This is a genomic window from Piscinibacter gummiphilus, from assembly GCF_032681285.1.
Lineage (GTDB): Bacteria > Pseudomonadota > Gammaproteobacteria > Burkholderiales > Burkholderiaceae_C > Rhizobacter > Rhizobacter gummiphilus_A.
Genome location: NZ_CP136337.1, coordinates 152,562 through 178,886 on the forward strand (window position 1 = coordinate 152,562; position 26,325 = coordinate 178,886).

The 26,325-nt window shown below is 62.5% G+C and carries 15 protein-coding genes and 7 pseudogenes; 13 read left to right on the plus strand and 9 right to left on the minus strand.

Translation table 11 applies throughout. The annotated features are described in order from the left end of the window. Window positions 1-87: 87 nt before the first annotated feature. Window positions 88-3,003, plus strand: a complete 2,916-nt coding sequence (locus tag RXV79_RS27365) for a Tn3-like element IS1071 family transposase (RefSeq protein ID WP_003049965.1) — start codon at window positions 88-90, stop codon at window positions 3,001-3,003. A gap of 136 nt (window positions 3,004-3,139) precedes the next feature. Here RXV79_RS27365 and RXV79_RS27370 read toward each other — a convergent pair. From RXV79_RS27370 to RXV79_RS27380, 3 genes and pseudogenes are all read right to left on the minus strand, one after another. Beyond that, window positions 3,140-3,946, minus strand: a pseudogene (locus RXV79_RS27370) (IS91-like element ISPps1 family transposase); the annotation flags it as partial. Window positions 3,947-4,054: 108 nt separating this feature from the next. Beyond that, a pseudogene (locus RXV79_RS27375) lies at window positions 4,055-4,660 on the minus strand (FAD-dependent oxidoreductase); the annotation flags it as partial. A gap of 131 nt (window positions 4,661-4,791) precedes the next feature. After that, window positions 4,792-7,707 carry a Tn3-like element IS1071 family transposase gene (locus RXV79_RS27380; RefSeq protein WP_003049965.1) on the minus strand — a complete coding sequence of 972 codons (2,916 nt, stop codon included), beginning with the start codon at window positions 7,705-7,707 and terminating at the stop codon, window positions 4,792-4,794. Window positions 7,708-7,852: 145 nt separating this feature from the next. Here RXV79_RS27380 and RXV79_RS27385 point away from each other — a divergent pair. Further along, window positions 7,853-8,518, plus strand: a pseudogene (locus tag RXV79_RS27385) (IS91-like element ISPps1 family transposase); the annotation flags it as partial. 165 nt (window positions 8,519-8,683) lie between these two features. Beyond that, entirely contained in the window at window positions 8,684-8,887 is a 204-nt protein-coding gene (locus RXV79_RS27390; RefSeq protein ID WP_316704335.1) for an AraC family transcriptional regulator, read from the plus strand. Here the strand turns inward: RXV79_RS27390 and RXV79_RS27395 are convergent. After that, window positions 8,872-9,627, minus strand: coding sequence for a lipase secretion chaperone (locus tag RXV79_RS27395; RefSeq protein ID WP_082368613.1), 756 nt, complete (start codon window positions 9,625-9,627; stop codon window positions 8,872-8,874). The genes RXV79_RS27390 and RXV79_RS27395 overlap by 16 nt on opposite strands. Before the next feature lie 216 nt (window positions 9,628-9,843). On the opposite strand from RXV79_RS27395, the gene RXV79_RS27400 reads away from it, so the two are divergent. After that, a complete protein-coding gene (locus tag RXV79_RS27400) occupies window positions 9,844-10,716 on the plus strand; it encodes a poly(ethylene terephthalate) hydrolase (RefSeq protein ID WP_316704339.1) in 873 nt (290 codons plus the stop codon). Window positions 10,717-10,825: 109 nt separating this feature from the next. On the opposite strand, the gene pyrC is transcribed toward RXV79_RS27400, so the two are convergent. Beyond that, window positions 10,826-11,881, minus strand: a complete 1,056-nt coding sequence (gene pyrC, locus RXV79_RS27405; protein ID WP_054022243.1) for a dihydroorotase — start codon at window positions 11,879-11,881, stop codon at window positions 10,826-10,828. Between the two features lie 29 nt (window positions 11,882-11,910). On the opposite strand from pyrC, the gene RXV79_RS27410 reads away from it, so the two are divergent. Beyond that, the gene (locus RXV79_RS27410; protein ID WP_316704342.1) at window positions 11,911-12,759 is read left to right on the plus strand and encodes a helix-turn-helix transcriptional regulator; all 849 of its coding nucleotides are present in this window, start codon (window positions 11,911-11,913) and stop codon (window positions 12,757-12,759) included. On the opposite strand, the gene RXV79_RS27415 is transcribed toward RXV79_RS27410, so the two are convergent. After that, window positions 12,708-13,448, minus strand: a complete 741-nt coding sequence (locus RXV79_RS27415; protein ID WP_316704343.1) for a lipase secretion chaperone — start codon at window positions 13,446-13,448, stop codon at window positions 12,708-12,710. The two genes, RXV79_RS27410 and RXV79_RS27415, sit on opposite strands and share 52 nt — an antisense overlap. 626 nt (window positions 13,449-14,074) lie before the next feature. After that, window positions 14,075-14,239 (minus strand): hypothetical protein, encoded by a 165-nt coding sequence (locus tag RXV79_RS27420; RefSeq protein WP_158101060.1) that lies wholly within the window; start codon window positions 14,237-14,239, stop codon window positions 14,075-14,077. 14 nt (window positions 14,240-14,253) lie between these two features. Here RXV79_RS27420 and RXV79_RS27425 point away from each other — a divergent pair. From RXV79_RS27425 to RXV79_RS27445, 5 genes and pseudogenes are all read left to right on the plus strand, one after another. Continuing rightward, a pseudogene (locus RXV79_RS27425) lies at window positions 14,254-14,919 on the plus strand (Tn3 family transposase); the annotation flags it as partial. Between the two features lie 131 nt (window positions 14,920-15,050). After that, window positions 15,051-15,656, plus strand: a pseudogene (locus RXV79_RS27430) (FAD-dependent oxidoreductase); the annotation flags it as partial. 108 nt (window positions 15,657-15,764) lie between these two features. Beyond that, entirely contained in the window at window positions 15,765-17,312 is a 1,548-nt protein-coding gene (locus RXV79_RS27435; RefSeq protein ID WP_011117152.1) for an IS91-like element ISCR8/ISPps1 family transposase, read from the plus strand. 171 nt (window positions 17,313-17,483) lie between these two features. After that, window positions 17,484-17,651, plus strand: a complete 168-nt coding sequence (locus tag RXV79_RS27440) for an NrsF family protein (RefSeq protein ID WP_316704345.1) — start codon at window positions 17,484-17,486, stop codon at window positions 17,649-17,651. Window positions 17,652-18,210: 559 nt separating this feature from the next. Then, window positions 18,211-19,020, plus strand: a complete 810-nt coding sequence (locus tag RXV79_RS27445; RefSeq protein WP_316704346.1) for an alpha/beta fold hydrolase — start codon at window positions 18,211-18,213, stop codon at window positions 19,018-19,020. 368 nt (window positions 19,021-19,388) lie between these two features. Here the strand turns inward: RXV79_RS27445 and RXV79_RS27450 are convergent. Beyond that, a pseudogene (locus RXV79_RS27450) lies at window positions 19,389-19,511 on the minus strand (AhpC/TSA family protein); the annotation flags it as partial. Window positions 19,512-20,258: 747 nt separating this feature from the next. Between RXV79_RS27450 and RXV79_RS27455 the strand changes: the two are divergent. Continuing rightward, window positions 20,259-21,863, plus strand: a pseudogene (locus RXV79_RS27455) (Tn3-like element IS1071 family transposase); the annotation flags it as partial. A 401-nt stretch (window positions 21,864-22,264) separates the two neighbouring features. On the opposite strand, the gene RXV79_RS27460 reads toward RXV79_RS27455, so the two are convergent. Beyond that, the gene (locus RXV79_RS27460; protein ID WP_316704348.1) at window positions 22,265-23,338 is read right to left on the minus strand and encodes a tyrosine-type recombinase/integrase; all 1,074 of its coding nucleotides are present in this window, start codon (window positions 23,336-23,338) and stop codon (window positions 22,265-22,267) included. A gap of 441 nt (window positions 23,339-23,779) precedes the next feature. Between RXV79_RS27460 and RXV79_RS27465 the strand changes: the two genes are divergently transcribed. Together RXV79_RS27465 and RXV79_RS27470 are read left to right on the plus strand one after the other, a co-directional pair. After that, a complete protein-coding gene (locus RXV79_RS27465; protein ID WP_316704349.1) occupies window positions 23,780-24,376 on the plus strand; it encodes a hypothetical protein in 597 nt (198 codons plus the stop codon). Between the two features lie 540 nt (window positions 24,377-24,916). Then, on the plus strand, window positions 24,917-26,167 hold the full coding sequence (locus RXV79_RS27470) for an MFS transporter (protein WP_316704351.1): 1,251 nt from the start codon (window positions 24,917-24,919) through the stop codon (window positions 26,165-26,167). Window positions 26,168-26,325 lie beyond the last annotated feature (158 nt).

A 26,325-nucleotide genomic window follows, 5' to 3' on the forward strand; every position in this document is an offset into this window, starting at 1 on the left:
GGGTGGTCTGGGTAGACCGTTGATTTCATTGACTTTCCTGTTCGCTTTGTAAACGGGTATGGTGGCCTCCCACTTTTGAGGTTCACGATGCAGGGTTGGCACACAACGTTTTTGGGGATGCGTGGGCTCCCCCGCGATATCAGCGACTTCGAGATGAAGGCATTTTTCACCTTCGATGGTGCCGAGCGCGACGCAATCAATGCACGCCGAGGTGATTCCCACAAGCTTGGTCTGGCGCTCCATATTGGTTTCCTGCGCATGAGTGGGCGTTTGCTCGGTGCCTTTCGGGTAATTCCAGTAGCCTTGTGGCGCCACCTTGGCAACGAGCTTGGCATTGCAGCACCAGAAGTCGCCTCGCTGAGAGCCATGTATGAACGCGGGCGCACGCTATTCGATCACCAACAAGTAGCCTGCACGGTCCTTGGATTCCAGTGGATGAGCGAGCACCAGCGCCGCTCACTGGTACGTGAACTGCGCGACGAAGTGGCGCGCTGCGCCGACCGCGATCAGCTACTCGTGCGGGCGCGTCAATGGCTGTACAAGAACAAGCTGGTGATCGTGCACGAGCGGGCAATTCGGACACTGATTGCGGCGGCACTTGCCCAGCTTGAAGTTGAAACAGGCACCGCCATCGCCGCCAGCGTTGATCCAGCAACACTTGATCGCTGGCGAGCCTCAGTTTCAGAGCTGCGCCCAGATGGACAAACCCAGCAGAGTTGGCTATGGGCTGCACCGGCGAAACACTCAACCCGCCAAATCAGCGAGGTACTGGAGCGCATCGACCTGCTTTACACGCTGGACGTTCATAAGCACCTGGCAGACATCCCCGATCTCATCTTGCGCCGCTACGCGCGCCGACTTGTCTCCAGGCCGCCCTCAGCCGGAGCCAAGATCAAAGAGCCAGCGCGCACCGTGGAGGTCGCATGCTTTCTTCGGTATTGCCTGTTCACCACCACAGACCAGTTGATCCTTATGGTGCAGCGCCGGATCGCCGATCTGTGGCGTCAGGCTGCCGCCGATGTCCCCGCTACCGTCAATTGGGCCGCAATGTACAAAACGCTGCTCGGCGAACTTGTTGCCTTGAGCGCGCAAGGTGCGGTGCCAGATGCTGAGTTGCGTGCCCGTCTTGAAGCCTTGATCACCGAAACCCAGAAACGCAAACCACCGAGCAGGGCCTCCCTGGTCCGCGAGGGATTGATTGATGGAATTCGCCCCGTGCGGTCGTTGCTCGTCGCCATTGCAAAGCTGCCCTGGCAGGCCACCGGCGAGCATCCTGCCATCGAGTACCTTGCCAAGCTGCAAGCTTTATATCTCAAAGGATCCAGAAAGCTGCCAGTTGAAGTGGTGGCACCAAGTCTGGGAATGATCTGGCAGGTTTCGATCTCCAGCCCAGACCGGGAACGGGCGTTTCAGGCGTTGGAGGTGGCCACCCTGTTTGCCCTGCGCCGCGCGGTGCGCAATGGCTCGGTCTGGATTGAGCACAGCCTGAGCTTTCGGGGTCGTGCGCGCTTGTTCTTCACGGACGAGCGTTGGCAGGCAGAGTCCAAGAAACACTATGCCCGTCTATCGTTACCCAGCAAGGCTGCCACTTTCTTGAAGCCTTTGCTGGCCAGAGTAACTGCCGGTGTCGATGCGGTGGCCGCTGCAGCCCGCAGTGGCGTACTGCGCGTGGATGATGAACTCCATTTGTCGCCATTGCCCGCAGAGGACGAAGACCCAGAAGTGACCAAGCTGCGCGCGGCTTTGGATCACCGCATCGGTGAGGTTCAATTGCCGGAAGTGATTCTGGCCGTTGACGCCCAGGTGCGCTTTAGCTGGATCATGCTCGGACGTGAGCCGCGCTCTACCGACGAGCTGCTGATGGTCTATGCCGGCATCATGGCCCACGGCACCAGTCTGACTGCGGTCGAATGCGCGCGCATGATTCCGCAATTGTCTGCCACCAGCATTCGCCAGGCCATGCGCTGGGCGCGGGACGAACGGCGTCTGAGCCAGGCCTGCCAGGCTGTGCTGGAATTCATGCAGCGACACCCGATTGCCGCCACCTGGGGGCGGTCCGATTTGGCATCTTCTGACATGATGAGCATGGAGACCACCAAACGGGTGTGGCAAGCCCGGCTTGATCCTCGGCGCAACACACCTTCCATTGGAATCTACTCCCATGTAAAAGACCGGTGGGGCATCTTCCATGCGCAGCCCTTTGTGCTCAATGAGCGCCAGGCGGGCGTGGCCATTGAAGGTGTCATCCGCCAAGAAAAGCTGGAGACCAGCCAGCTTGCTGTGGATACCCATGGCTACACCGACTTTGCCATGTCACATGCCCGTTTGCTTGGTTTTGATCTTTGCCCGCGGTTGAAGGAACTCAAACAGCGCCACCTCTTTGTGCCACGCGGCACCAAAGTGCCCGCAGAAATCGCTGCGGTGTGCGAAGCCAATGTCGACGTCGCTTTGATCGAAAAGCATTGGGATAGTCTGGTGCACCTGGCAGCCTCGGTCATGAGCGGACATGCCAGTGCGGTGGCAGCTCTTGCGCGGTTCGGTTCTGCCGCCCAGGGCGATCCAATCTATGAGGCTGGCGTGCAATTGGGGCGGTTGCTGCGTACGGCGTTTTTGGCTGACTACTTTGTCAAGGACGCTTTCAGGAACGAGTTGCGCCGGGTGCTCAATCGGGGCGAGGCTGTTAACGCCCTCAAGCGCGCCATTTATACCGGCCGGATCAGCCCGGCGCAGGCCAAACGTGTCGATGAAATGCAGGCTGTGGCCGATGCGTTGAGCCTGATGGCCAACATCGTGATGGCGTGGAATACCTCACAGATGCAGGCGGTCCTGGATCGCTGGTCGAACCGCCGCCAGGTCATTCCACCGGAACTGATCGGGAAGATTGCGCCCACCAGGCTGGAGAGCATCAACTTGCGGGGTGTGTTTCGCTTCCCGGTTGACCGCTATGCTGACCAAATCCTGCCTTCGCGGCCAAATGCATCGATAACTGGCACCAATGGATGAAACCGACCACGGTTTGACGCCACGAATCGCAGATTTGAAAGTGAACAGGAAAGTCAATGAAATCAACGATCTACCAACACCACCTCCGCGCCAGTGCTAGCTTTTCGTACCGTCACTTATTGCACTGAAAACGAGGAGACCCCTTGTAGCCCAGCATGTCTTTGGCGTCACAGTTCTCCAGCAGGCCCCGAGCAACGAAGGCGCGCAGGATGCGTTTTTGCAGTGTGGTCTGCACTGGGGCCACGGTAGCCGCATCGATGCCGGTGGCCGCGTGAAAGATGACACCCGGCGATGAGATTCGAGGGGTCGCATCAGCATCGCCCTCGCCCTCCACTTCCTCAAACACCCCGTCCACCACACAAACGTGGAAGTGGACGTGTTCATTGAGGCTGGAGCCGAATCGGTGAATGAAGGCGATGGCACCGATGTGCAGGCCTGCCTTGTCCATATGGGCCGCACCGGGGCTGTGGGTCTGCAGAGTTTGTGCGATCACCCGCAGAAAGATGCGCAGCACCATGCTCAGCACCGCTCCGTCGCGTTGCATGAAGTACCGCAACCTCTTGGGCACGGAGAGCACCCACTGGCGCACCGGCAGGCGGGGGAAAACGTGGTCGCTCAGGTGTGCCGCCGTCTCCACCATCCGCCGCGTGGTGCACGAGGGGCAGACTCCCCGGCCTTTGCAGGAGAAGGCTACAAAGTAGTCGTGCCCACAGTCGCCGCAGCGAGCGCGGGCAAAGCCATGGGCAAAGATGCCGCACTCAAGATACTTGGCAAACGCTTTGCGCACGAAGGGCTTGGGGGTGTGGTGGTCGCCCTGGCCGTCGAACTGACCCGCGCTGGCCAACTCTAGCCAGGTCTCGTAGTGCTCGGCTACCATTTGGTAGAGCAGCGTGCGTTCGGGGTGGCGTGGGTTGTAGAGCTTGGGCTTGGAAGTGGCTGACATGAATACTGTACAAATGCACAGTATTCTGCGGCGATTGTTTGGGTACGCAAAGCACAAGGCCCGAACCGTCGCCAGTTCGGGCCTTGTCAGGGTAGCTTGGCTGCGGACTTACTTGCGCGCAGGCGGCACATCCGTGCAGCTGCCATGCGCCACTTCCGCCGCCATGCCGATGCTCTCGCCCAGCGTCGGATGCGGGTGGATGGTCTTGCCGATGTCGACAGCGTCCGCACCCATCTCGATGGCCAGGGCGATCTCGCCGATCATGTCGCCCGCATGCGTGCCGACCATGCCGCCGCCCAGGATCTTGCCGTGGCCCCGGCCAGCATGGCCGTCTCCTGATCCTGCTTCGGGGCTGTCGTCGAACAGCAGCTTGGTGACGCCTTCGTCGCGGCCGTTGGCAATGGCGCGGCCCGAGGCCGCCCAGGGGAACAGGCCCTTCTTGACCTTGATGCCCTGCTGCTTGGCCTGGTCTTCGGTCAGGCCCACCCAGGCCACTTCGGGGTCGGTGTAGGCCACGCTGGGGATCACGCGGGCGTTGAAGGCGGCGCTGGCCAGTTCCTTGTTGCCCTGCAATTCGCCGGCGATCACTTCCGCCGCCACATGCGCCTCGTGCACCGCCTTGTGCGCCAGCATGGGCTGGCCCACGATGTCGCCGATGGCGAAGATGTGCGGCACATTGGTGCGCATCTGGATGTCCACGTTGGGGTCTCCTCGTTTTCAGTGCAATAAGTGACGGTACGAAAAGCTAGCACTGGCGCGGAGGTGGTGTTGGTAGATCGTTGATTTCATTGACTTTCCTGTTCACTTTCAAATCTGCGATTCGTGGCGTCAAACCGTGGTCGGTTTCATCCATTGGTGCCAGTTATCGATGCATTTGGCCGCGAAGGCAGGATTTGGTCAGCATAGCGGTCAACCGGGAAGCGAAACACACCCCGCAAGTTGATGCTCTCCAGCCTGGTGGGCGCAATCTTCCCGATCAGTTCCGGTGGAATGACCTGGCGGCGGTTCGACCAGCGATCCAGGACCGCCTGCATCTGTGAGGTATTCCACGCCATCACGATGTTGGCCATCAGGCTCAACGCATCGGCCACAGCCTGCATTTCATCGACACGTTTGGCCTGCGCCGGGCTGATCCGGCCGGTATAAATGGCGCGCTTGAGGGCGTTAACAGCCTCGCCCCGATTGAGCACCCGGCGCAACTCGTTCCTGAAAGCGTCCTTGACAAAGTAGTCAGCCAAAAACGCCGTACGCAGCAACCGCCCCAATTGCACGCCAGCCTCATAGATTGGATCGCCCTGGGCGGCAGAACCGAACCGCGCAAGAGCTGCCACCGCACTGGCATGTCCGCTCATGACCGAGGCTGCCAGGTGCACCAGACTATCCCAATGCTTTTCGATCAAAGCGACGTCGACATTGGCTTCGCACACCGCAGCGATTTCTGCGGGCACTTTGGTGCCGCGTGGCACAAAGAGGTGGCGCTGTTTGAGTTCCTTCAACCGCGGGCAAAGATCAAAACCAAGCAAACGGGCATGTGACATGGCAAAGTCGGTGTAGCCATGGGTATCCACAGCAAGCTGGCTGGTCTCCAGCTTTTCTTGGCGGATGACACCTTCAATGGCCACGCCCGCCTGGCGCTCATTGAGCACAAAGGGCTGCGCATGGAAGATGCCCCACCGGTCTTTTACATGGGAGTAGATTCCAATGGAAGGTGTGTTGCGCCGAGGATCAAGCCGGGCTTGCCACACCCGTTTGGTGGTCTCCATGCTCATCATGTCAGAAGATGCCAAATCGGACCGCCCCCAGGTGGCGGCAATCGGGTGTCGCTGCATGAATTCCAGCACAGCCTGGCAGGCCTGGCTCAGACGCCGTTCGTCCCGCGCCCAGCGCATGGCCTGGCGAATGCTGGTGGCAGACAATTGCGGAATCATGCGCGCGCATTCGACCGCAGTCAGACTGGTGCCGTGGGCCATGATGCCGGCATAGACCATCAGCAGCTCGTCGGTAGAGCGCGGCTCACGTCCGAGCATGATCCAGCTAAAGCGCACCTGGGCGTCAACGGCCAGAATCACTTCCGGCAATTGAACCTCACCGATGCGGTGATCCAAAGCCGCGCGCAGCTTGGTCACTTCTGGGTCTTCGTCCTCTGCGGGCAATGGCGACAAATGGAGTTCATCATCCACGCGCAGTACGCCACTGCGGGCTGCAGCGGCCACCGCATCGACACCGGCAGTTACTCTGGCCAGCAAAGGCTTCAAGAAAGTGGCAGCCTTGCTGGGTAACGATAGACGGGCATAGTGTTTCTTGGACTCTGCCTGCCAACGCTCGTCCGTGAAGAACAAGCGCGCACGACCCCGAAAGCTCAGGCTGTGCTCAATCCAGACCGAGCCATTGCGCACCGCGCGGCGCAGGGCAAACAGGGTGGCCACCTCCAACGCCTGAAACGCCCGTTCCCGGTCTGGGCTGGAGATCGAAACCTGCCAGATCATTCCCAGACTTGGTGCCACCACTTCAACTGGCAGCTTTCTGGATCCTTTGAGATATAAAGCTTGCAGCTTGGCAAGGTACTCGATGGCAGGATGCTCGCCGGTGGCCTGCCAGGGCAGCTTTGCAATGGCGACGAGCAACGACCGCACGGGGCGAATTCCATCAATCAATCCCTCGCGGACCAGGGAGGCCCTGCTCGGTGGTTTGCGTTTCTGGGTTTCGGTGATCAAGGCTTCAAGACGGGCACGCAACTCAGCATCTGGCACCGCACCTTGCGCGCTCAAGGCAACAAGTTCGCCGAGCAGCGTTTTGTACATTGCGGCCCAATTGACGGTAGCGGGGACATCGGCGGCAGCCTGACGCCACAGATCGGCGATCCGGCGCTGCACCATAAGGATCAACTGGTCTGTGGTGGTGAACAGGCAATACCGAAGAAAGCATGCGACCTCCACGGTGCGCGCTGGCTCTTTGATCTTGGCTCCGGCTGAGGGCGGCCTGGAGACAAGTCGGCGCGCGTAGCGGCGCAAGATGAGATCGGGGATGTCTGCCAGGTGCTTATGAACGTCCAGCGTGTAAAGCAGGTCGATGCGCTCCAGTACCTCGCTGATTTGGCGGGTTGAGTGTTTCGCCGGTGCAGCCCATAGCCAACTCTGCTGGGTTTGTCCATCTGGGCGCAGCTCTGAAACTGAGGCTCGCCAGCGATCAAGTGTTGCTGGATCAACGCTGGCGGCGATGGCGGTGCCTGTTTCAACTTCAAGCTGGGCAAGTGCCGCCGCAATCAGTGTCCGAATTGCCCGCTCGTGCACGATCACCAGCTTGTTCTTGTACAGCCATTGACGCGCCCGCACGAGTAGCTGATCGCGGTCGGCGCAGCGCGCCACTTCGTCGCGCAGTTCACGTACCAGTGAGCGGCGCTGGTGCTCGCTCATCCACTGGAATCCAAGGACCGTGCAGGCTACTTGTTGGTGATCGAATAGCGTGCGCCCGCGTTCATACATGGCTCTCAGCGAGGCGACTTCTGGTGCTGCAATGCCAAGCTCGTTGCCAAGGTGGCGCCACAAGGCTACTGGAATTACCCGAAAGGCACCGAGCAAACGCCCACTCATGCGCAGGAAACCAATATGGAGCGCCAGACCAAGCTTGTGGGAATCACCTCGGCGTGCATTGATTGCGTCGCGCTCGGCACCATCGAAGGTGAAAAATGCCTTCATCTCGAAGTCGCTGATATCGCGGGGGAGCCCACGCATCCCCAAAAACGTTGTGTGCCAACCCTGCATCGTGAACCTCAAAAGTGGGAGGCCACCATACCCGTTTACAAAGCGAACAGGAAAGTCAATGAAATCAACGGTCTACCCAGACCACCCCCGCGCCAGTGCTAGCTTTGCGTACCGTCACTTATTGCACTGAAAACGAGGAGACCCCGCGCGTCCACCGTTTTCCATGGAGCGCCTACGCAAAGAGGGAAGCAAACTGGTGTACCGCTGTGCCAAACAGCGCAGCGAGCCCACCAGTGACAAGCGTGGTGCCAAGGCAGATGAGCTGCACCTCACACCGCTGGAACTGATCGACCGCATCGCCGCGCTGGTGCCACCGCCACGCACCCACCGGCACCGCTACTTTGGTGTGCTGGCACCAAACTCGCCGCTGAGAGCGGCGGTAACGGCGCTGGCTCAGCCTGCTGCGTCGCAACCAGCCACGGTGGAGACTGCACAACCTGGCGCGGGCGTACCTGGGGTGGCGGCGCCGGGCAACGCGGCCACACCCACACCCGAACCTGAAGCACGCCCGAAGCGAGCGGCGCATTACTTGTGGGCGGTGCTGATTGCCCGCATCTACGAGGCATTTCCGCTGCTGTGCCCCATGTGCGGTGGGCAGATGCGCATCATTGCCTTCATCACCCACAGCGCCGAAATCCGCCACATCCTGAACCACATCGGGGTGGAGTCTGCCCCCCCGCACATCACCCCGGCACGCGGGCCACCGCTGTGGGAGGGCTGCGACGCGCCGGTGGATGATGGTGCGCAAGGCGAGCCGGATTGGGATCTGGCAGCTCAACCCGACGAGGTAGACCAGCGCGTCAATTGGTGACCCAGTGAAGCGGCGGTATCCATCGCTGCGGGGAAGCAGCTGCGCGCGCGCCAGGCCCAAATGCATACTGCCTCCCAAGCTCTTGCCATTGAGCGGCAAGCGAGCGCTCAACCTTCCTTGGCCGAACGTGTTTCGAGGCCCAAAACTCGTGCCATACTTGGCCTCATGCGGTTGAATTTCCTATCCGTGATCACGCAGGTGGCCTACCTCGCGGGCTTTGCCGATTCACCCCAGTTCACGCGCACCTTCCAGCGCTGGTACGGGCAGACGCCCTCGACCGCGCGCGACCCGAAGCACGTGCGGGTGTTCATCCACGGCGGCAGCAACCAGCCGCCGGCCGCCCCCGGCGCGCCTCAAGACGCCGGCTGAGACGGCTCGGGGATCAGCGAGCGCTGATCGGGGGGCAGCTTGGCGCGCAGCTCGTCGAGCCGCTGCTTCTTCTGCTCGAGCGTGAGCGACGGGTCCTGGTCGACGAACATCGCCTCCATCGACACCCGCGCATGCATGTCGGCCGGGCCGAAGAGCGCCTGGGCGGTGGCGGCGTCGAAATGGCGCTGCTTGATCGCCTCCATCTGGTCGAAGAAGGCGTTCATCTCCTGCAGGTTGCGCGGCACGCCGAGCGGCTCCATCTGCCGGCGCACGTCGGCGGTGTAGTCGCGGTAGGAGCCGAAGAGCTTGAGCGCACGCTCGGCGTCTTCGCGCGGCAGGCCCTCGCGCAGGGTGCGCTCCAGGCGCTGCAGGTCGTCGGCCGAGGGCTGCTCGGGCATGGAGTTGAGCACCGCCTCGATCACCGCGCGGGTGTCGCGGTCGATCACCAGGCCGCCGGCAAAGCCGAGTTCGAAGAGGCGCGCGGCGTCGAGGTTGGCGCCCGAGGCGTCGGCCACCATCACCGACGACGAGGCGGCGGCTGCGGACGCGCCGGTGGGCTCGTTGGCCGGGCCGCGCAAGGCGCCGCCGGCATGGGGGGCCGTGGCGGCCAGAGGGGCAACGTCAAGCGGCTCGGGCGTCCACACGCGATAGCCCACAGCCACCGCCACGAAAGCGACTGCCAACACCAGAAATACGGGAAGGGGCTTGAAGCGCGGCATGGGGCTTGGCTGCACGGTCATCCAAAACAGGCCAGCAGCATAACCACCCGACAGGCCCGGTCAAAGCCCGGGATTCCCCACCGGACATGGCCTTCCCAGGGGCACCACGCCCCGACGCGCGCGTACCACAAAAGTGATGGTTCTGGTAGCTCGCATGTTCGGATGAAAAAAGGCAGTCGTGCACCCAAGATGCGACAGCCCCCAAGGCTCGTGACACCTACACCAACAGGAGACAACATGAACTTTCCCCGCGCTTCCCGCCTGATGCAGGCCGCCGTTCTCGGCGGGCTGATGGCCGTGTCGGCCGCCGCCACCGCCCAGACCAACCCCTACGCCCGCGGCCCGAACCCGACAGCCGCCTCACTCGAAGCCAGCGCCGGCCCGTTCACCGTGCGCTCGTTCACCGTGAGCCGCCCGAGCGGCTACGGCGCCGGCACCGTGTACTACCCCACCAACGCAGGCGGCACCGTGGGCGCCATCGCCATCGTGCCGGGCTACACCGCACGCCAGTCGAGCATCAACTGGTGGGGTCCGCGCCTGGCCTCGCACGGCTTCGTGGTGATCACGATCGACACCAACTCCACGCTCGACCAGCCGGCCAGCCGCTCGTCGCAGCAGATGGCCGCGCTGCGCCAGGTCGCCACCCTCAACGGCACCAGCAGCAGCCCGATCTACGGCAAGGTCGACACCTCGCGCATGGGCGTGATGGGCTGGTCGATGGGCGGCGGCGGCTCGCTGATCTCGGCACGCGACAACCCGTCGCTCAAGGCCGCGGCACCGCAAGCCCCGTGGAACAGCTCGACCAACTTCTCGTCGGTCACCGTGCCCACGCTGATCTTCGCCTGCGAGGACGACAGCATCGCCCCGGTCAACTCGTCCGCCCTGCCGATCTACGACAGCATGTCGCGCAATGCGAAGCAGTTCCTCGAGATCAACGGTGGCTCGCACTCCTGCGCCAACAGCGGCAACAGCAACCAGGCGCTGATCGGCAAGAAGGGCGTGGCCTGGATGAAGCGCTTCATGGACAACGACACGCGCTACTCCACCTTCGCCTGCGAGAACCCGAACAGCACCCGCGTGTCGGACTTCCGCACCGCGAACTGCAGCTGAGTCTCACCGTTTCCAATCAGGCGTGATGCCTTTGGTGGCCGCGGCTCGCAAGAGCCGCGGTCTTTTTGCCATTCAGCCGGGGCACTCCGGGTGGCCCCCTCCGCGGCGGTCAGGCGAGCTTCCAGGCGAGGCTCTCCCCGCCGCGCAGGGGCTTGAGTTCGGCGTCGCCGAAGGGCAGCGCTTCGGGCAGCGTCCAGCCCTCCTTCTTGAGCGTGACCGTGCCGCGGTTGCGCGGCAGGCCATAGAACGCCGGGCCGTGGAAGCTGGCGAAGGCTTCGAGCTTGTCGAGCGCACCCACCGACTCGAAGGCCTCGGCGTACAGCTCGAGCGCCGAGAGCGCGGTGTAGCAGCCTGCGCAGCCGGTCGCGTGCTCCTTCAGGTGCGCCGGGTGCGGCGCGCTGTCGGTGCCGAGGAAGAAACGGTCGCTGCCCGACGTGGCGGCAGCCACCAGCGCGCGGCGGTGCTCCTCGCGCTTCAACACCGGGAGACAGTAGTAGTGCGGACGCACGCCCCCCAGGAAGATCGCATTGCGGTTGTAGAGCAGGTGATGCGCGGTGATCGTGGCCGCGGTGTACGGGCCGGCTTCGGGCACGTATTGCGCGGCTTCGCGGGTGGTGATGTGCTCGAACACGATCTTGAGTTCGGGGAAGTCGCGGCGCAGCGGGATGAGCTGCGTGTCGATGAAGGCCTTCTCGCGGTCGAAGAGGTCGATGTCGGGGCTGGTCACTTCGCCGTGCACGAGCAGCTTCAAGCCTTCGCGCTGCATCGCTTCGAGCGTGGCGTAGGTCTTGCGGAGGTCGGTCACGCCCGCATCGCTGTTGGTGGTGGCACCGGCCGGGTAGAGCTTCAAGGCGACGACGCCGGCCTCTTTCGCGCGGCGGATCTCCTCGGGCGGCAGGTTGTCGGTGAGGTAGAGCGTCATCAGGGGCTCGAAGCTGAGACCCTGCTCCTTCAGCGATGCGGGCACGGCAGCGAGGATGCGCTCGCGGTAGGCCACCGCCTGCGCCGCGGTGGTCACCGGCGGCTTGAGGTTGGGCATGATGATCGCGCGGCCGAACTGACGCGCGGTGTCGGGCACCACGGCATGGAGCGCCGCGCCGTCGCGAACGTGCAGGTGCCAGTCGTCGGGGCGGGTGAAGGTGAGAGTGGTCGGGGTGGAAGTCATGCGCCCGATTTTCGCAGGCGGCCATGCCCATGAGCGCAACGCCAAGGAACACGACCGCGCCGCCCCCCGCGCTGAGCTACCTGCTCGGCCACGATGGCTTCATCTACGCCACCCGCCACTTCGCGAGCGGCATGACGGTGCGCCCACCGGCCGTGCTGCTGCTGAGCGCCGACTACAAGCCCTTCACGCTCACGCTGAAGAACGGCCACAGCGTGACCACCAGCGCCGCCATCGTGGCCCCGCGCGTGGAGCGCCGCCTCGATGCGCAAGAGGCGGCGCTCTTGAGCTTCAACGTGATGCCCTCGCACGAGTCCTTCCACGTCTTCGGCACCTTGCAGCGCGCGCAGGTGCTGCCGCTCGACCGGCATGCCTTCGCGCCGCTCGACGCGAGCCTGTGCGCGCTGATCGACGGGAGCGCCGGCCTCTCGGTGGCCGAGGCGGTGTTCGACGCCGCCACGCAGGAGGCGATGCGCCAGCTGCCGCCCACCGCGCCGCCCGACACGATGGCGCTCACCTGCATCCGCGAACTCGAGGCCGACCCCGGCATCAGCCTGGAAACGCTGGCCAAGCGCTGCGGGCGCTCGCAGCAGATGATGTCGCGGCAGTTCTCGGCCGCGGTCGGCATCTCGCTGCGCGACTACCAGACCTGGCTCAAGCAGCGCAGCGTGCTCGACCTGCTGCCCACCGGCCGCTCGTTGACCGAGGTGGCACACGCGGCCGGCTTCGGCGACTCGCCGCAGTTCTCGCGCACCTTCCTGCGCTGGTACGGGCTCAGCCCGTCGAACAGCCGCAACGCGAAGTTCATGCGCGTCGTGAGGCGCAGCCGCTACAACGCGGGCAAGGACGCCGACGGTTCCACCGGCTCCGGCGCCACGTAAGGCGGGATCAGCTCGCGCCGCTCGGGCGGCAGCTTGGCGCGCAATGCTTCGATCGCCTGCACCTTCTGCTCGGCGCTGAGGGTGGCGTCTTGGTGGATGAAGCCGGCCTCCATCGTGAGGCGGGCGTAGCGCTCGTCGGCGCCGAAGAGTGCGTTGGCGGTCGGCTCATCGAAGTAGCGGCGCTTCATCGCGTCCATGCGGTCGTAGAGCTGGCGCGCCTCGTCCTGGTTTTTCGGGATGCCCATCGGCAGCATCTCCCGCTGCACGTCGCGGCTGTAGGAGCGGTAGTTGGAGATGAGCTTGTAGGCCTTCTCGGCTTCCTCGTAGGGCAGGCCGGCGCGCAGCGCGCGCTGCAGGCGGTCCATGTCCTGCGCCGACGGCTCCAGGGGCATGGTGTTGATGAGGGCCTCGATCGAGGCGCGCGTGTCGCGGTCGAGCAGCAGCCCGCCGCCAAACCCCAGCTCGAAGAGGCGCGCGGCGTCGAGCGTCAGACCACTCGCGTCGGACAGGCTGACCTGGGCCGACGGCCCGTTGCCCACCGCGCCGGGCGTCATGCGCCCGGCAGCGGCACCGGCCGGTGCCGGCCCTCCGGCCGCTTCGGCGGGGGCGGAGTCCACCGGAACGGAGGCGCCCCACCAGCAGGCCGCGCCCACCAGGGCGGCTCCGGCGAGAAGCAATATTGCACGCATGGTGATTTTTAGAGCTGAGAACGCTGGCCGCGAGTAAAGCACAGCACCCTGCCCGCACCGCTAGCGCAGACCCGAAGGCTCGGGCAAACCCCAGGAAAACCGACGCAACACGTTGAAACAAAAGGACTATCTCGAAATTCACCCCGGAACCGACGCCTAACACAAAACAGCCCACCGAGCTTGAGTCGAGTCGTATCAGGAAAGCGAGAACGGCCTGGATTGCACGTCGGTTCAATAATTGACCCGCCAGCGAGCAGGCCATGTTGACCCAGAGCTTGTGTCCGCCGGCATCACCCCGAAAAACCTCTGGAGACGAAATGAAGAGCGCATAGGAATTTCAAACGGTCTGGTCTGTGAAAAGCCTGGAAAGCCCGACTCAGCCCTGGGTGGGCAGCCGATGCCTGCCTGGATGGCTTGGAACTGGCGCCTGAGCCGTTGCCTTGTCTGGATTCGGCCCGCCCTGACGGCTCGCCTCGCGCTCGTTGGGCCTTGATCTCGGGGTTGACCCTGTGTTTTCCGCCATCCAGTCCGCACGCGGGCGCAGCGCCACCGGCCACTGGCGCCAGGCTGCGCAGCCCTTTGTGATGTGTACGGTGTCCGGGACGGTCGACGCGGCTCAGGCGGCTTCAGTCTTGCCGCGCCTCGCGCGCTCGGCCTCTGGGCGGCGGCTGCGGATCCAGTCCCAGGTGGGTCAGGATCTTCTCGATCACCGGTCGCTCCAGGATGGCCGCGATGATCTTGAGCTCCCCGGCGCCGCAGTTGGGGCAGTGCTGCATGTCGATGTCGAACACGCGCTTGAGTAGCTGATCTTTGCCCGCGGTTGAAGGAACTCAAACAGCGCCACCTCTTTGTGCCACGCGGCACCAAAGTGCCCGCAGAAATCGCTGCGGTGTGCGAAGCCAATGTCGACGTCGCTTTGATCGAAAAGCATTGGGATAGTCTGGTGCACCTGGCAGCCTCGGTCATGAGCGGACATGCCAGTGCGGTGGCAGCTCTTGCGCGGTTCGGTTCTGCCGCCCAGGGCGATCCAATCTATGAGGCTGGCGTGCAATTGGGGCGGTTGCTGCGTACGGCGTTTTTGGCTGACTACTTTGTCAAGGACGCTTTCAGGAACGAGTTGCGCCGGGTGCTCAATCGGGGCGAGGCTGTTAACGCCCTCAAGCGCGCCATTTATACCGGCCGGATCAGCCCGGCGCAGGCCAAACGTGTCGATGAAATGCAGGCTGTGGCCGATGCGTTGAGCCTGATGGCCAACATCGTGATGGCGTGGAATACCTCACAGATGCAGGCGGTCCTGGATCGCTGGTCGAACCGCCGCCAGGTCATTCCACCGGAACTGATCGGGAAGATTGCGCCCACCAGGCTGGAGAGCATCAACTTGCGGGGTGTGTTTCGCTTCCCGGTTGACCGCTATGCTGACCAAATCCTGCCTTCGCGGCCAAATGCATCGATAACTGGCACCAATGGATGAAACCGACCACGGTTTGACGCCACGAATCGCAGATTTGAAAGTGAACAGGAAAGTCAATGAAATCAACGATCTACCAACACCACCTCCGCGCCAGTGCTAGCTTTTCGTACCGTCACTTATTGCACTGAAAACGAGGAGACCCCAACGTGGACATCCAGATGCGCACCAATGTGCCGCACATCTTCGCCATCGGCGACATCGTGGGCCAGCCCATGCTGGCGCACAAGGCGGTGCACGAGGCGCATGTGGCGGCGGAAGTGATCGCCGGCGAATTGCAGGGCAACAAGGAACTGGCCAGCGCCGCCTTCAACGCCCGCGTGATCCCCAGCGTGGCCTACACCGACCCCGAAGTGGCCTGGGTGGGCCTGACCGAAGACCAGGCCAAGCAGCAGGGCATCAAGGTCAAGAAGGGCCTGTTCCCCTGGGCGGCCTCGGGCCGCGCCATTGCCAACGGCCGCGACGAAGGCGTCACCAAGCTGCTGTTCGACGACAGCCCCGAAGCAGGATCAGGAGACGGCCATGCTGGCCGGGGCCACGGCAAGATCCTGGGCGGCGGCATGGTCGGCACGCATGCGGGCGACATGATCGGCGAGATCGCCCTGGCCATCGAGATGGGTGCGGACGCTGTCGACATCGGCAAGACCATCCACCCGCATCCGACGCTGGGCGAGAGCATCGGCATGGCGGCGGAAGTGGCGCATGGCAGCTGCACGGATGTGCCGCCTGCGCGCAAGTAAGTCCGCAGCCAAGCTACCCTGACAAGGCCCGAACTGGCGACGGTTCGGGCCTTGTGCTTTGCGTACCCAAACAATCGCCGCAGAATACTGTGCATTTGTACAGTATTCATGTCAGCCACTTCCAAGCCCAAGCTCTACAACCCACGCCACCCCGAACGCACGCTGCTCTACCAAATGGTAGCCGAGCACTACGAGACCTGGCTAGAGTTGGCCAGCGCGGGTCAGTTCGACGGCCAGGGCGACCACCACACCCCCAAGCCCTTCGTGCGCAAAGCGTTTGCCAAGTATCTTGAGTGCGGCATCTTTGCCCATGGCTTTGCCCGCGCTCGCTGCGGCGACTGTGGGCACGACTACTTTGTAGCCTTCTCCTGCAAAGGCCGGGGAGTCTGCCCCTCGTGCACCACGCGGCGGATGGTGGAGACGGCGGCACACCTGAGCGACCACGTTTTCCCCCGCCTGCCGGTGCGCCAGTGGGTGCTCTCCGTGCCCAAGAGGTTGCGGTACTTCATGCAACGCGACGGAGCGGTGCTGAGCATGGTGCTGCGCATCTTTCTGCGGGTGATCGCACAAACTCTGCAGACCCACAGCCCCGGTGCGGCCCATATGGACAAGGCAGGCCTGCACATCGGTGCCATCGCCTTCATTCACCGATTCGGCTCCAGCCTCAATGAACACGTCCACTTCCACGTTTGTGTGGTGGACGGGGTGTTTGAGGAAGTGGAGGGCGAGGGCGATGCTGATGCGACCCCTCGAATCTCATCGCCGGGTGTCATCTTTCACGCGGCCACCGGCATCGATGCGGCTACCGTGGCCCCAGTGCAGACCACACTGCAAAAACGCATCCTGCGCGCCTTCGTTGCTCGGGGCCTGCTGGAGAACTGTGACGCCAAAGACATGCTGGGCTACAAACACAGCGGCTTCTCGGTGGACGCCGGTGTCTGCATCGAAGCCCACGACCGCGCTGCGCTGGAGCGGCTGCTGCGCTATTGCGCGCGTCCACCGTTTTCCATGGAGCGCCTACGCAAAGAGGGAAGCAAACTGGTGTACCGCTGTGCCAAACAGCGCAGCGAGCCCACCAGTGACAAGCGTGGTGCCAAGGCAGATGAGCTGCACCTCACACCGCTGGAACTGATCGACCGCATCGCCGCGCTGGTGCCACCGCCACGCACCCACCGGCACCGCTACTTTGGTGTGCTGGCACCAAACTCGCCGCTGAGAGCGGCGGTAACGGCGCTGGCTCAGCCTGCTGCGTCGCAACCAGCCACGGTGGAGACTGCACAACCTGGCGCGGGCGTACCTGGGGTGGCGGCGCCGGGCAACGCGGCCACACCCACACCCGAACCTGAAGCACGCCCGAAGCGAGCGGCGCATTACTTGTGGGCGGTGCTGATTGCCCGCATCTACGAGGCATTTCCGCTGCTGTGCCCCATGTGCGGTGGGCAGATGCGCATCATTGCCTTCATCACCCACAGCGCCGAAATCCGCCACATCCTGAACCACATCGGGGTGGAGTCTGCCCCCCCGCACATCACCCCGGCACGCGGGCCACCGCTGTGGGAGGGCTGCGACGCGCCGGTGGATGATGGTGCGCAAGGCGAGCCGGATTGGGATCTGGCAGCTCAACCCGACGAGGTAGACCAGCGCGTCAATTGGTGACCCAGTGAAGCGGCGGTATCCATCGCTGCGGGGAAGCAGCTGCGCGCGCGCCAGGCCCAAATGCATACTGCCTCCCAAGCTCTTGCCATTGAGCGGCAAGCGAGCGCTCAACCTTCCTTGGCCGAACGTGTTTCGAGGCCCAAAACTCGTGCCATACTTGGCCTCATGCGGTTGAATTTCCTATCCGTCGGACTGCTGGCCCGGGCGCTGGGCGCCTTCGGCTACTCGCTGGCTTGCCCGGAGTCGAGGCTTGCGTTCGTCGCCGTCTGGTACACGATGGGCGTGCTGTTCACCGGGCTGCTGGGCGCCGCCCTCGGCGCGCGCCTGCTGCGCTGGTAGGCCGGTCTGCTAGGCGCCGAGCCGGTCGGGCAGCGCCAGCGGATCCGGGACATCCCGCTCGGGAGGGGCGCCAGCGCGAACTTCTGCTGGCCTTCCCCGCGCGACGAAGCCGCTGCGCAGGCCCGCCCCCTGCGCACCCGCGGTGTTCCAGCCGTCGGGCGCCACCAGCATGCAGTCCGCCGGCTGCGCGCCCATCTGCTTCGCCGCCTACCCATACCCAGCCCGGTCGGGCTTGAAGCGGCGCACCCGCTCGACACTCAGCTGCCGCTCGAAGGAGCCGTCGATACCGGTATGCCGGGTCTGCGCTTGCACGCCCGGCATCGGGCGAGTTGGTGAGCATGGCCAGCCGGAAGCCGGCCGCCTTCAGGCGCTGGAGCGGATTCGATACGACATCGAAGGTCCGCTCACACCTGCCCCTTTTTTGCGCGTAGCGCAAAACCGCGTTGACAAGCAAACCGTTCAAAGCGAACGTCTTGGCAGCCACGACTCGCGTGGCACTCCGCGCGTTACCGAGCATGCGGAGACTGATTGAGAGACAACCCAAATCCTGGAGCGAAGAATGACAACGACCAAAGTGCCGCGCCGAGCGCTTCTCGCCGCGATCCCCATTGTTGCCGGTTCGCTGGCTGCTTGCGCCGCATCATCACCCAAGAATGCAGAAAAGAAGGCTGGCACTTTCCTTCTGGTTCACGGCGCTTGGGGCGGAAGCTGGTGCTACCAGCAAGTTGCGCAACTTCTGCGAAATCAAGGCCATCGGGTGTTTACCGTCACGTTGAGCGGGCTCGCCGAGAGGTCAAACCTCATTTCGCCAGAGATCAACCTAAGCACCCACGTTCAAGACGTTGTGAATGCTGTCGAGTGGGAGGAGCTGGACGACTTCGTGCTTGTCGGCCACTCGTATGGGGGAATGGTGATTACTGCTGCAGCAGAACAGATTGGTGGGAAAGTCAGGGCGATCGTCTACTTGGATGCCTTCATCCCTGAGAGTGGTCAGGCACTGGCCGACCTGAATGGCGGTGGCGCGCGAGCTGCCATGGAGAAGCAGGCAAAGGCGACCGGTGGATATATCCCACCGATTCCAGCGAAGGTATTTGGTATCGAAGAGAGGAATCAAGCCAGGATTGACGCGAAATGTACGAAGCAGCCTGCGGAAACATTCCTCGAGCGCGTGCCTGTTGCGAGCGCATATACGAAGATTCCCAAGAAGATGTACTTGCGAGCTACCCGATTCAAACATCCTGCGTTCGACAGGATCGCGGCGACATTGCGAACCAACCCGGCATGGGCAGTGCAAAGCTGGGATGTCAGTCACGACATGATGGTCGATGTACCCGAGAAGACTGCCAACTATCTGATGGAAGCCTTGTAGCAGTAGTCGACGTACAGGGGCACGAAGCCCATCGAGCGCCCGAGCCCGCAGCCACTTCTGTTCGAGTCCGGTGCATGGTTGGCTTGAGTGCAGACGCGACGGGTACCAGGGAGTGACGACGGGAGCGCTATCGCCCGTCAGCGCCACCAGCAGCCCGCTTGGTCGCCCGCGTCGTGGCCGTCTCGCCGCGGAACGCCGTGAACAGCCGCGAGGTGCGCACCAACGGCCTGGAGCTCCCGATCCTGAGCGATCCGGGTAACGAGGCGGCGGCCGCGTTCGGCCTGCGATTCACGCTGCCGGCCTACCGAATCAAGCAGTACCGCAAGCTGAAGAACGACCTGCCGACTCCCCGGGCACGGGTCGTCGGTGCCCGAGGCGACGAGCTCTTCGGTGGCCCGGGCCATGGGATGGATCTCGGCCAGTGCGTCGTAGGGCGGTTTGCCCGCGATGAAATCGGCCTTGAAGGCGTGCAGCTTGTCTTGCAGTGACATGGCAGCTCCTTGAAACGAGGAGCCGCACTTTCGCCTGTCATTCGCTCTGGGGGAACGCAGCTGCTGCGCATTGGCGCTATTCCAGGCCGGAATACGGCACGTCCTTCCATTCATTCGAGCCTGAGTGCTCCTCGATCCGATGGCCGCAGCGCCGGCGCTGGTCTCCGGGGTCGTCCACGTCCCTTCCGCGGTTCATCAGCGCAGCCTCCGCACATTTCGCTGGAGCGTGAGGCTAGGAGCCTGCGCGGCAGAGCGCAGGCCCTGGCGTGGGCCGCCACGGGCGTGGTCGGCTGCGACGTGCAGGCCGCAGCCGATGCGAAGCACCGCCGGGTCATGGCGCACGAGGTCACACGAACAACGGCAGTGGCCGGGGCCAGTCGCGAATGCATCAAGTCCGACTCAAGCACCCGCCGCCACACAACCGCTCACGTCCGCATGTCAAACGTGTTCAGTGTGTAGGCCACCAATGCGTAGTAGCCGATGATGCCGACCACCTCCACCAGGCTGCGCTCGCTCAACTTGCGGGGTGTGTTTCGCTTCCCGGTTGACCGCTATGCTGACCAAATCCTGCCTTCGCGGCCAAATGCATCGATAACTGGCACCAATGGATGAAACCGACCACGGTTTGACGCCACGAATCGCAGATTTGAAAGTGAACAGGAAAGTCAATGAAATCAACGATCTACCAACACCACCTCCGCGCCAGTGCTAGCTTTTCGTACCGTCACTTATTGCACTGAAAACGAGGAGACCCCGTTTCAGGCGTTGGAGGTGGCCACCCTGTTTGCCCTGCGCCGCGCGGTGCGCAATGGCTCGGTCTGGATTGAGCACAGCCTGAGCTTTCGGGGTCGTGCGCGCTTGTTCTTCACGGACGAGCGTTGGCAGGCAGAGTCCAAGAAACACTATGCCCGTCTATCGTTACCCAGCAAGGCTGCCACTTTCTTGAAGCCTTTGCTGGCCAGAGTAACTGCCGGTGTCGATGCGGTGGCCGCTGCAGCCCGCAGTGGCGTACTGCGCGTGGATGATGAACTCCATTTGTCGCCATTGCCCGCAGAGGACGAAGACCCAGAAGTGACCAAGCTGCGCGCGGCTTTGGATCACCGCATCGGTGAGGTTCAATTGCCGGAAGTGATTCTGGCCGTTGACGCCCAGGTGCGCTTTAGCTGGATCATGCTCGGACGTGAGCCGCGCTCTACCGACGAGCTGCTGATGGTCTATGCCGGCATCATGGCCCACGGCACCAGTCTGACTGCGGTCGAATGCGCGCGCATGATTCCGCAATTGTCTGCCACCAGCATTCGCCAGGCCATGCGCTGGGCGCGGGACGAACGGCGTCTGAGCCAGGCCTGCCAGGCTGTGCTGGAATTCATGCAGCGACACCCGATTGCCGCCACCTGGGGGCGGTCCGATTTGGCATCTTCTGACATGATGAGCATGGAGACCACCAAACGGGTGTGGCAAGCCCGGCTTGATCCTCGGCGCAACACACCTTCCATTGGAATCTACTCCCATGTAAAAGACCGGTGGGGCATCTTCCATGCGCAGCCCTTTGTGCTCAATGAGCGCCAGGCGGGCGTGGCCATTGAAGGTGTCATCCGCCAAGAAAAGCTGGAGACCAGCCAGCTTGCTGTGGATACCCATGGCTACACCGACTTTGCCATGTCACATGCCCGTTTGCTTGGTTTTGATCTTTGCCCGCGGTTGAAGGAACTCAAACAGCGCCACCTCTTTGTGCCACGCGGCACCAAAGTGCCCGCAGAAATCGCTGCGGTGTGCGAAGCCAATGTCGACGTCGCTTTGATCGAAAAGCATTGGGATAGTCTGGTGCACCTGGCAGCCTCGGTCATGAGCGGACATGCCAGTGCGGTGGCAGCTCTTGCGCGGTTCGGTTCTGCCGCCCAGGGCGATCCAATCTATGAGGCTGGCGTGCAATTGGGGCGGTTGCTGCGTACGGCGTTTTTGGCTGACTACTTTGTCAAGGACGCTTTCAGGAACGAGTTGCGCCGGGTGCTCAATCGGGGCGAGGCTGTTAACGCCCTCAAGCGCGCCATTTATACCGGCCGGATCAGCCCGGCGCAGGCCAAACGTGTCGATGAAATGCAGGCTGTGGCCGATGCGTTGAGCCTGATGGCCAACATCGTGATGGCGTGGAATACCTCACAGATGCAGGCGGTCCTGGATCGCTGGTCGAACCGCCGCCAGGTCATTCCACCGGAACTGATCGGGAAGATTGCGCCCACCAGGCTGGAGAGCATCAACTTGCGGGGTGTGTTTCGCTTCCCGGTTGACCGCTATGCTGACCAAATCCTGCCTTCGCGGCCAAATGCATCGATAACTGGCACCAATGGATGAAACCGACCACGGTTTGACGCCACGAATCGCAGATTTGAAAGTGAACAGGAAAGTCAATGAAATCAACGATCTACCAACACCACCTCCGCGCCAGTGCTAGCTTTTCGTACCGTCACTTATTGCACTGAAAACGAGGAGACCCCGACCAGGGGACGTCGTCGACATTTTGACGAAGGATGACCCGATGGATGTGCAGTCCAAAGTGAGGCAGGTTTGGCCTGTACGGGGTGAGCTGTTCTCGATGTCACCGAAAGACTTCAATCCGACGCTCGATGCGCTGCAGCAGGGGCATTGCGCCGGACCTGACAGGGCTTAGGTGATGCGGCGCTGTGTGTGATTTCTGGCTTAATCCTGGCAGCACCCCCTAAAGCGTGAAGGGAGAGGGCGCATAGCGCTCACCCCTAGACGACAACGTCGTCCACCTGCACAACGCGTTCGTATCGATCAAGTACTTCCGGATCGGTGATGCCCATGTACATGGCCAGATCCGCCTTGGAAGTACCGCGCTTGAGTTGGCGAAGTGCGAATGTGTTTCTCAGCATGCGAGCACCACCGTGACGAACGATGCCCGCTGAGTCGAGAACCTTTTGAACGGCATCGTAGTGGGAGACCTTCCCCCACTGTTTCCACTTCCAGGCGGGAAAGAGGAACTGAGGCGCGGGCTTGCCCTCCATCAACTCCTCGGTAGGGAGTTTCGCCTCCTTCTGCTGCCTCACCCACTCTCGGCGCAGATCGCGCCTCTCATTGAGCCAATAGAGCAGGATGTCGCCGGCCCACCTGGCCAGCGGTGTCTCACGGCTGCTGCGGTTGCCGTTGCCCGGTACCACGAGCTTCCAAGGGACGTCCTTGATGGGCCCGCCTTCGACGATGGGTGCTTTCAGGGGGAGCGCGCGAACCTCGCCGGCGGTGAGGCCTGCGCCGACATGCAAGGCAACGGCGGCGAGGTTGCGCAGATCTTGCCAGTCGCGAAGCTTTCGTCTGCCGAGCGCGCCGGGGCGCACCCCGCGCAAGTAGCGAACCAGGATGGCCGCTTCTTCACCGTTGAGATATGAAAGCGCCGCCTGGTTTTCATCGACGTTGGCATGCTTGATCTGTTCTCGACTTTCGATGACACGGGCTGCGGCGTCGCGGTAAGGAACGTCCTTGACCAGCGCGCGATGCTGAAGCACGCGGTCGACCAAGTGCAGCACACGCCACGCGTGACGAGTCGTGTAGGCATCGCCGTTCTCGGCCCGTCTCTGATTGAGATATTCGACCAGGTCGCGCTCGACGATGTTGTCGAGCGTCACGAGCGGATCCTGAACGACGCACCAGTCGGTGAGGGCCTTCCAGATTGACGCGTAGTAGCCGACGCTGGACGACCTCGTGAGGACGTCGGCCGCGGAGATGTCCGCCTGCCAACGATCGAACGCCTCTTCGAAGTCACCCTTGGCTTTCGCCGCCCCGATGGGCAAGAACAGATCTTCCGTGTACATAGCTGCTAGGCCTCCGATTCAAACCGAACTAACGCGCTGCCGCGTCAGTCTACGCCGTCCACGGCGTCTTTTCAATGCATTTCCCGCCCCTTCTTTTAAAAGGTTAGCCCGCCAAAAGGCGGGGTTTTGAAAGAGGTGGCCGGCGCCTAACGCCGTGGCGCGTTAGTTCGGTTTGGGCTTTGCGATGTGCGTGGGTTCGGCCCGCCATTTCTTTGGCCGGAAGGTGGACAAACGCACTCATTCACCCAGAGGGCAGGAAAGGGCGCTATGAGGTGCTGTCGCGGCTTGAACACAGCCGCATAGCGTGCAAGCTCAGAGGCTTCCATCGGAGGTAGATCGTGTGGGAGACTCCCGGCCTGCCGTTGGTTGGCGGCCAGGCGCCTTAACAAGATGCGTCGGCCGTGGAATAAGAGCTTCGCGTTCAAACGCACAGGGACATCAATGGACGGGCTTGTGTGCATCGACATTTCAAGCGGGACGCGCACGGACATCCGTGAGAGCGAACTGCATTGGGAAAGCACGACGCTGACTGCGGCGTGGCTTTCGGCGGCCGTACGAGCCGGCACCGGCATGAAGGTGCAGTTGCCCTTCTCCCATCTGAAAGGTGCGTGCGGCGTCGCTGGGGTCGAGGGTGACATGCTGGTGGTCGTGATCTCGAAGGCGTCCCCATCGGAGTCGACTGGAGTGCTGACCCTTGGGGTCGCGCTGAACGATGGTGACGGGGCCCATCTGTGGCCGTTGCTTTGCAAAGGCGCCCCGTGCGGGCCGACGGCCGCAACCCTCGATCAGCCAAGGGCTCCATGGTGTGCCTTCGCGCCGTGGCACAGCTTCGGAAATGGTGAAGACCTGAAGTGGGCTGTCGACCTGGCCAAGACCATCTCGTGGATCTGGCTGACTCAACGTGGGTTGCTAACCATCGTGGACGAAGAAGCAGCGGCCGATCGCAACGAAGGAAGTTCCCAGGAGCCTACGTGGCGTGTGGTGATGAGAGGGCAACAGGAAGTCTGGAAAGCGATGCGAGGGAAGCAGAGCAAATGAGGAAGCGCGGCTTAGGATGGCGCGCTCAAGATGCGTGAAGGAGTCGATGCGTCGATCGACTTGCCAACGACTAGGACTTCACTTGAGGCCGGCAATCGGATACCTTTTGAAACATAACGATTCGGAGGTTGGAATGCGAGGGAAGAGTTTTGCAGCCAGCGCATCGCTGGCAGTTCTGATGTGGACGGGTGTGGCTGCTGCTGCCCCGAACAAAGCGGATCAGGACGAACTGACAGCAGGGCGGTACTTTGTGACGGTGATGGCGACCAGCATCTGTGGGCTGCAACCATCGACAGCCCTCGGTGCCGAGCTCAGCCGGCATCCGATGGTGAAGTCCCTAGGCGATGCCTACGACAACACTGGGAAGACCCCTGTGCTCGACAACCTGCCCTGCGACCAACTGTCCAAGCTGCAGGTGGCTCGCGCCCCTAGTGGGTCTGGCAAGTAGCTCCGCTTGATCTGCGGAGGAGGTGCGAGCACGCCGTGAGGCGTGGGCTCTGTTACGCTGCCGTCGACGCAACATGCCCCTGAGGCGAGACGTTGAGCACCGAGCCTGAACGGACAGCGAGTCTCAAAGCGCACCTGGTGGTGACATCGGCGGCCGTTGCTGCCTTCTCGCCTCTCTACTGCCTCCAGGCGCTGTACCCAGCGATCTCGACGCGCTTCTCAGGCGACGTGGGGTTGGCGGCATCGCTTCTGACGACGACAACGCTGGCGTTGGCGGTCGTTTCGCTCATTTCAGGTCGGCCCGCCGCGGCGCACGGTCCGCGAGCCGCAGTGCTTTGGGCCTTGATGTCGACGGTCGTGTCGACAGTTGGCTTGGGCCTGGCCGACAGCACTTCCATCCTCATCTGTTGGCGCCTCGTCCAAGGCGTGACGATCGCAGTCGGGTTGTCGTCCCTCATCAGCAGCCTTGGGATGCTCGCGCCCACGGGAGCTGCGTCGTTGGCCTCGAGCTATTCCACTGGAATCATTTTGGGAGGGATCCTCGGCCGATTGGTGCCAGCCGCTTTGATGGACTGGGGCTGGACGCCGGCATTCATGGCCTTCGCCTTGATCCAAGGCTTGCTGATGGCCGTGGTTTGGTGGGCTTTGCCTCGGTCGGACATGAGCGAAGACCGAGTGGTGAAGTTGGAGCCCATCCAGCAGTGGTTGAAATCGCTACTGCCAGTTTTCAGAAATGACATACCTCATCTGGCCGTGGGTGGCGCTGTGCTCATGATTTCTCAAGCGGCAGCGACGAGCATGGTGTCAATTCACTTATCCCAAGAACCATTCAATTGGTCAACTGCACAGTTGGGCTTGCTTTATCTGGTATTCGCTCCGGCTTTGGTTGTCGTTAGATTCGTGCCTGGTTTGATACAGCGGATTGGGCCCCTGTGGTTACAAGTCCTTGCAACTAACCTCCTACTTGCGGGGTTGCTAACCACGCTGGGTGGGGGTAGTGGACAAATTGTGGCGGGCATGGCCATCTTTTGTGCGGCCGTCTTCACCTCACAGACCGTCTTCGCCTACCTGCTCAACACAGTCGATCCGAGCGTTAGGCAGAAAGCAAGCTCCTGCTATCTGGCGAGTTATTACCTCGGTGCATCGATAGGAGCAGCTGCACCAGCGACGGTGTGGAACGAATATGGATGGCCAGGTACCGTGGCGTTGGTGGTACTGGTTCAACTGGCTGGCGCAGTCCTTGCCTTCGGTTTCATCCGGCGACGGCAAAGTGTGTTGGCCGAAAGCCACAGGGATGGGGGTATTTCGGCAATGCCTAACGCGGGAGACACACGCCAGCCTTAAGCTCCGCCCGCGAATACCCAGTTAATACTGACAAATACTGGTGAGGGCCATGGGTGCAGATTTATCAAAGGCGGGCGTAGTCGTTCTATCTGAACCTGCGCAATGGGTCAGACACGCCGACCTAATACTCAAGATCATCTCCAGACTCCACTCCAACC

Excerpts from the sequence above, each read along its gene's own strand:
- RXV79_RS27435 (WP_011117152.1), top strand. The coding sequence starts at position 15,765 with ATGTCAGCCACTTCCAAGCCCAAGCTCTACAACCCACGCCACCCCGAA.
- pyrC (WP_054022243.1), bottom strand. The coding sequence starts at position 11,881 with ATGACTTCCACCCCGACCACTCTCACCTTCACCCGCCCCGACGACTGG.
- RXV79_RS27400 (WP_316704339.1), top strand. The coding sequence starts at position 9,844 with ATGAACTTTCCCCGCGCTTCCCGCCTGATGCAGGCCGCCGTTCTCGGC.
- RXV79_RS27415 (WP_316704343.1), bottom strand. The coding sequence starts at position 13,448 with ATGCGTGCAATATTGCTTCTCGCCGGAGCCGCCCTGGTGGGCGCGGCC.
- RXV79_RS27465 (WP_316704349.1), top strand. The coding sequence starts at position 23,780 with ATGGACGGGCTTGTGTGCATCGACATTTCAAGCGGGACGCGCACGGAC.
- RXV79_RS27365 (WP_003049965.1), top strand. The coding sequence starts at position 88 with ATGCAGGGTTGGCACACAACGTTTTTGGGGATGCGTGGGCTCCCCCGC.
- RXV79_RS27460 (WP_316704348.1), bottom strand. The coding sequence starts at position 23,338 with ATGTACACGGAAGATCTGTTCTTGCCCATCGGGGCGGCGAAAGCCAAG.
- RXV79_RS27390 (WP_316704335.1), top strand. The coding sequence starts at position 8,684 with ATGCGGTTGAATTTCCTATCCGTGATCACGCAGGTGGCCTACCTCGCG.
- RXV79_RS27410 (WP_316704342.1), top strand. The coding sequence starts at position 11,911 with ATGAGCGCAACGCCAAGGAACACGACCGCGCCGCCCCCCGCGCTGAGC.
- RXV79_RS27395 (WP_082368613.1), bottom strand. The coding sequence starts at position 9,627 with ATGACCGTGCAGCCAAGCCCCATGCCGCGCTTCAAGCCCCTTCCCGTA.
- RXV79_RS27445 (WP_316704346.1), top strand. The coding sequence starts at position 18,211 with ATGACAACGACCAAAGTGCCGCGCCGAGCGCTTCTCGCCGCGATCCCC.
- RXV79_RS27380 (WP_003049965.1), bottom strand. The coding sequence starts at position 7,707 with ATGCAGGGTTGGCACACAACGTTTTTGGGGATGCGTGGGCTCCCCCGC.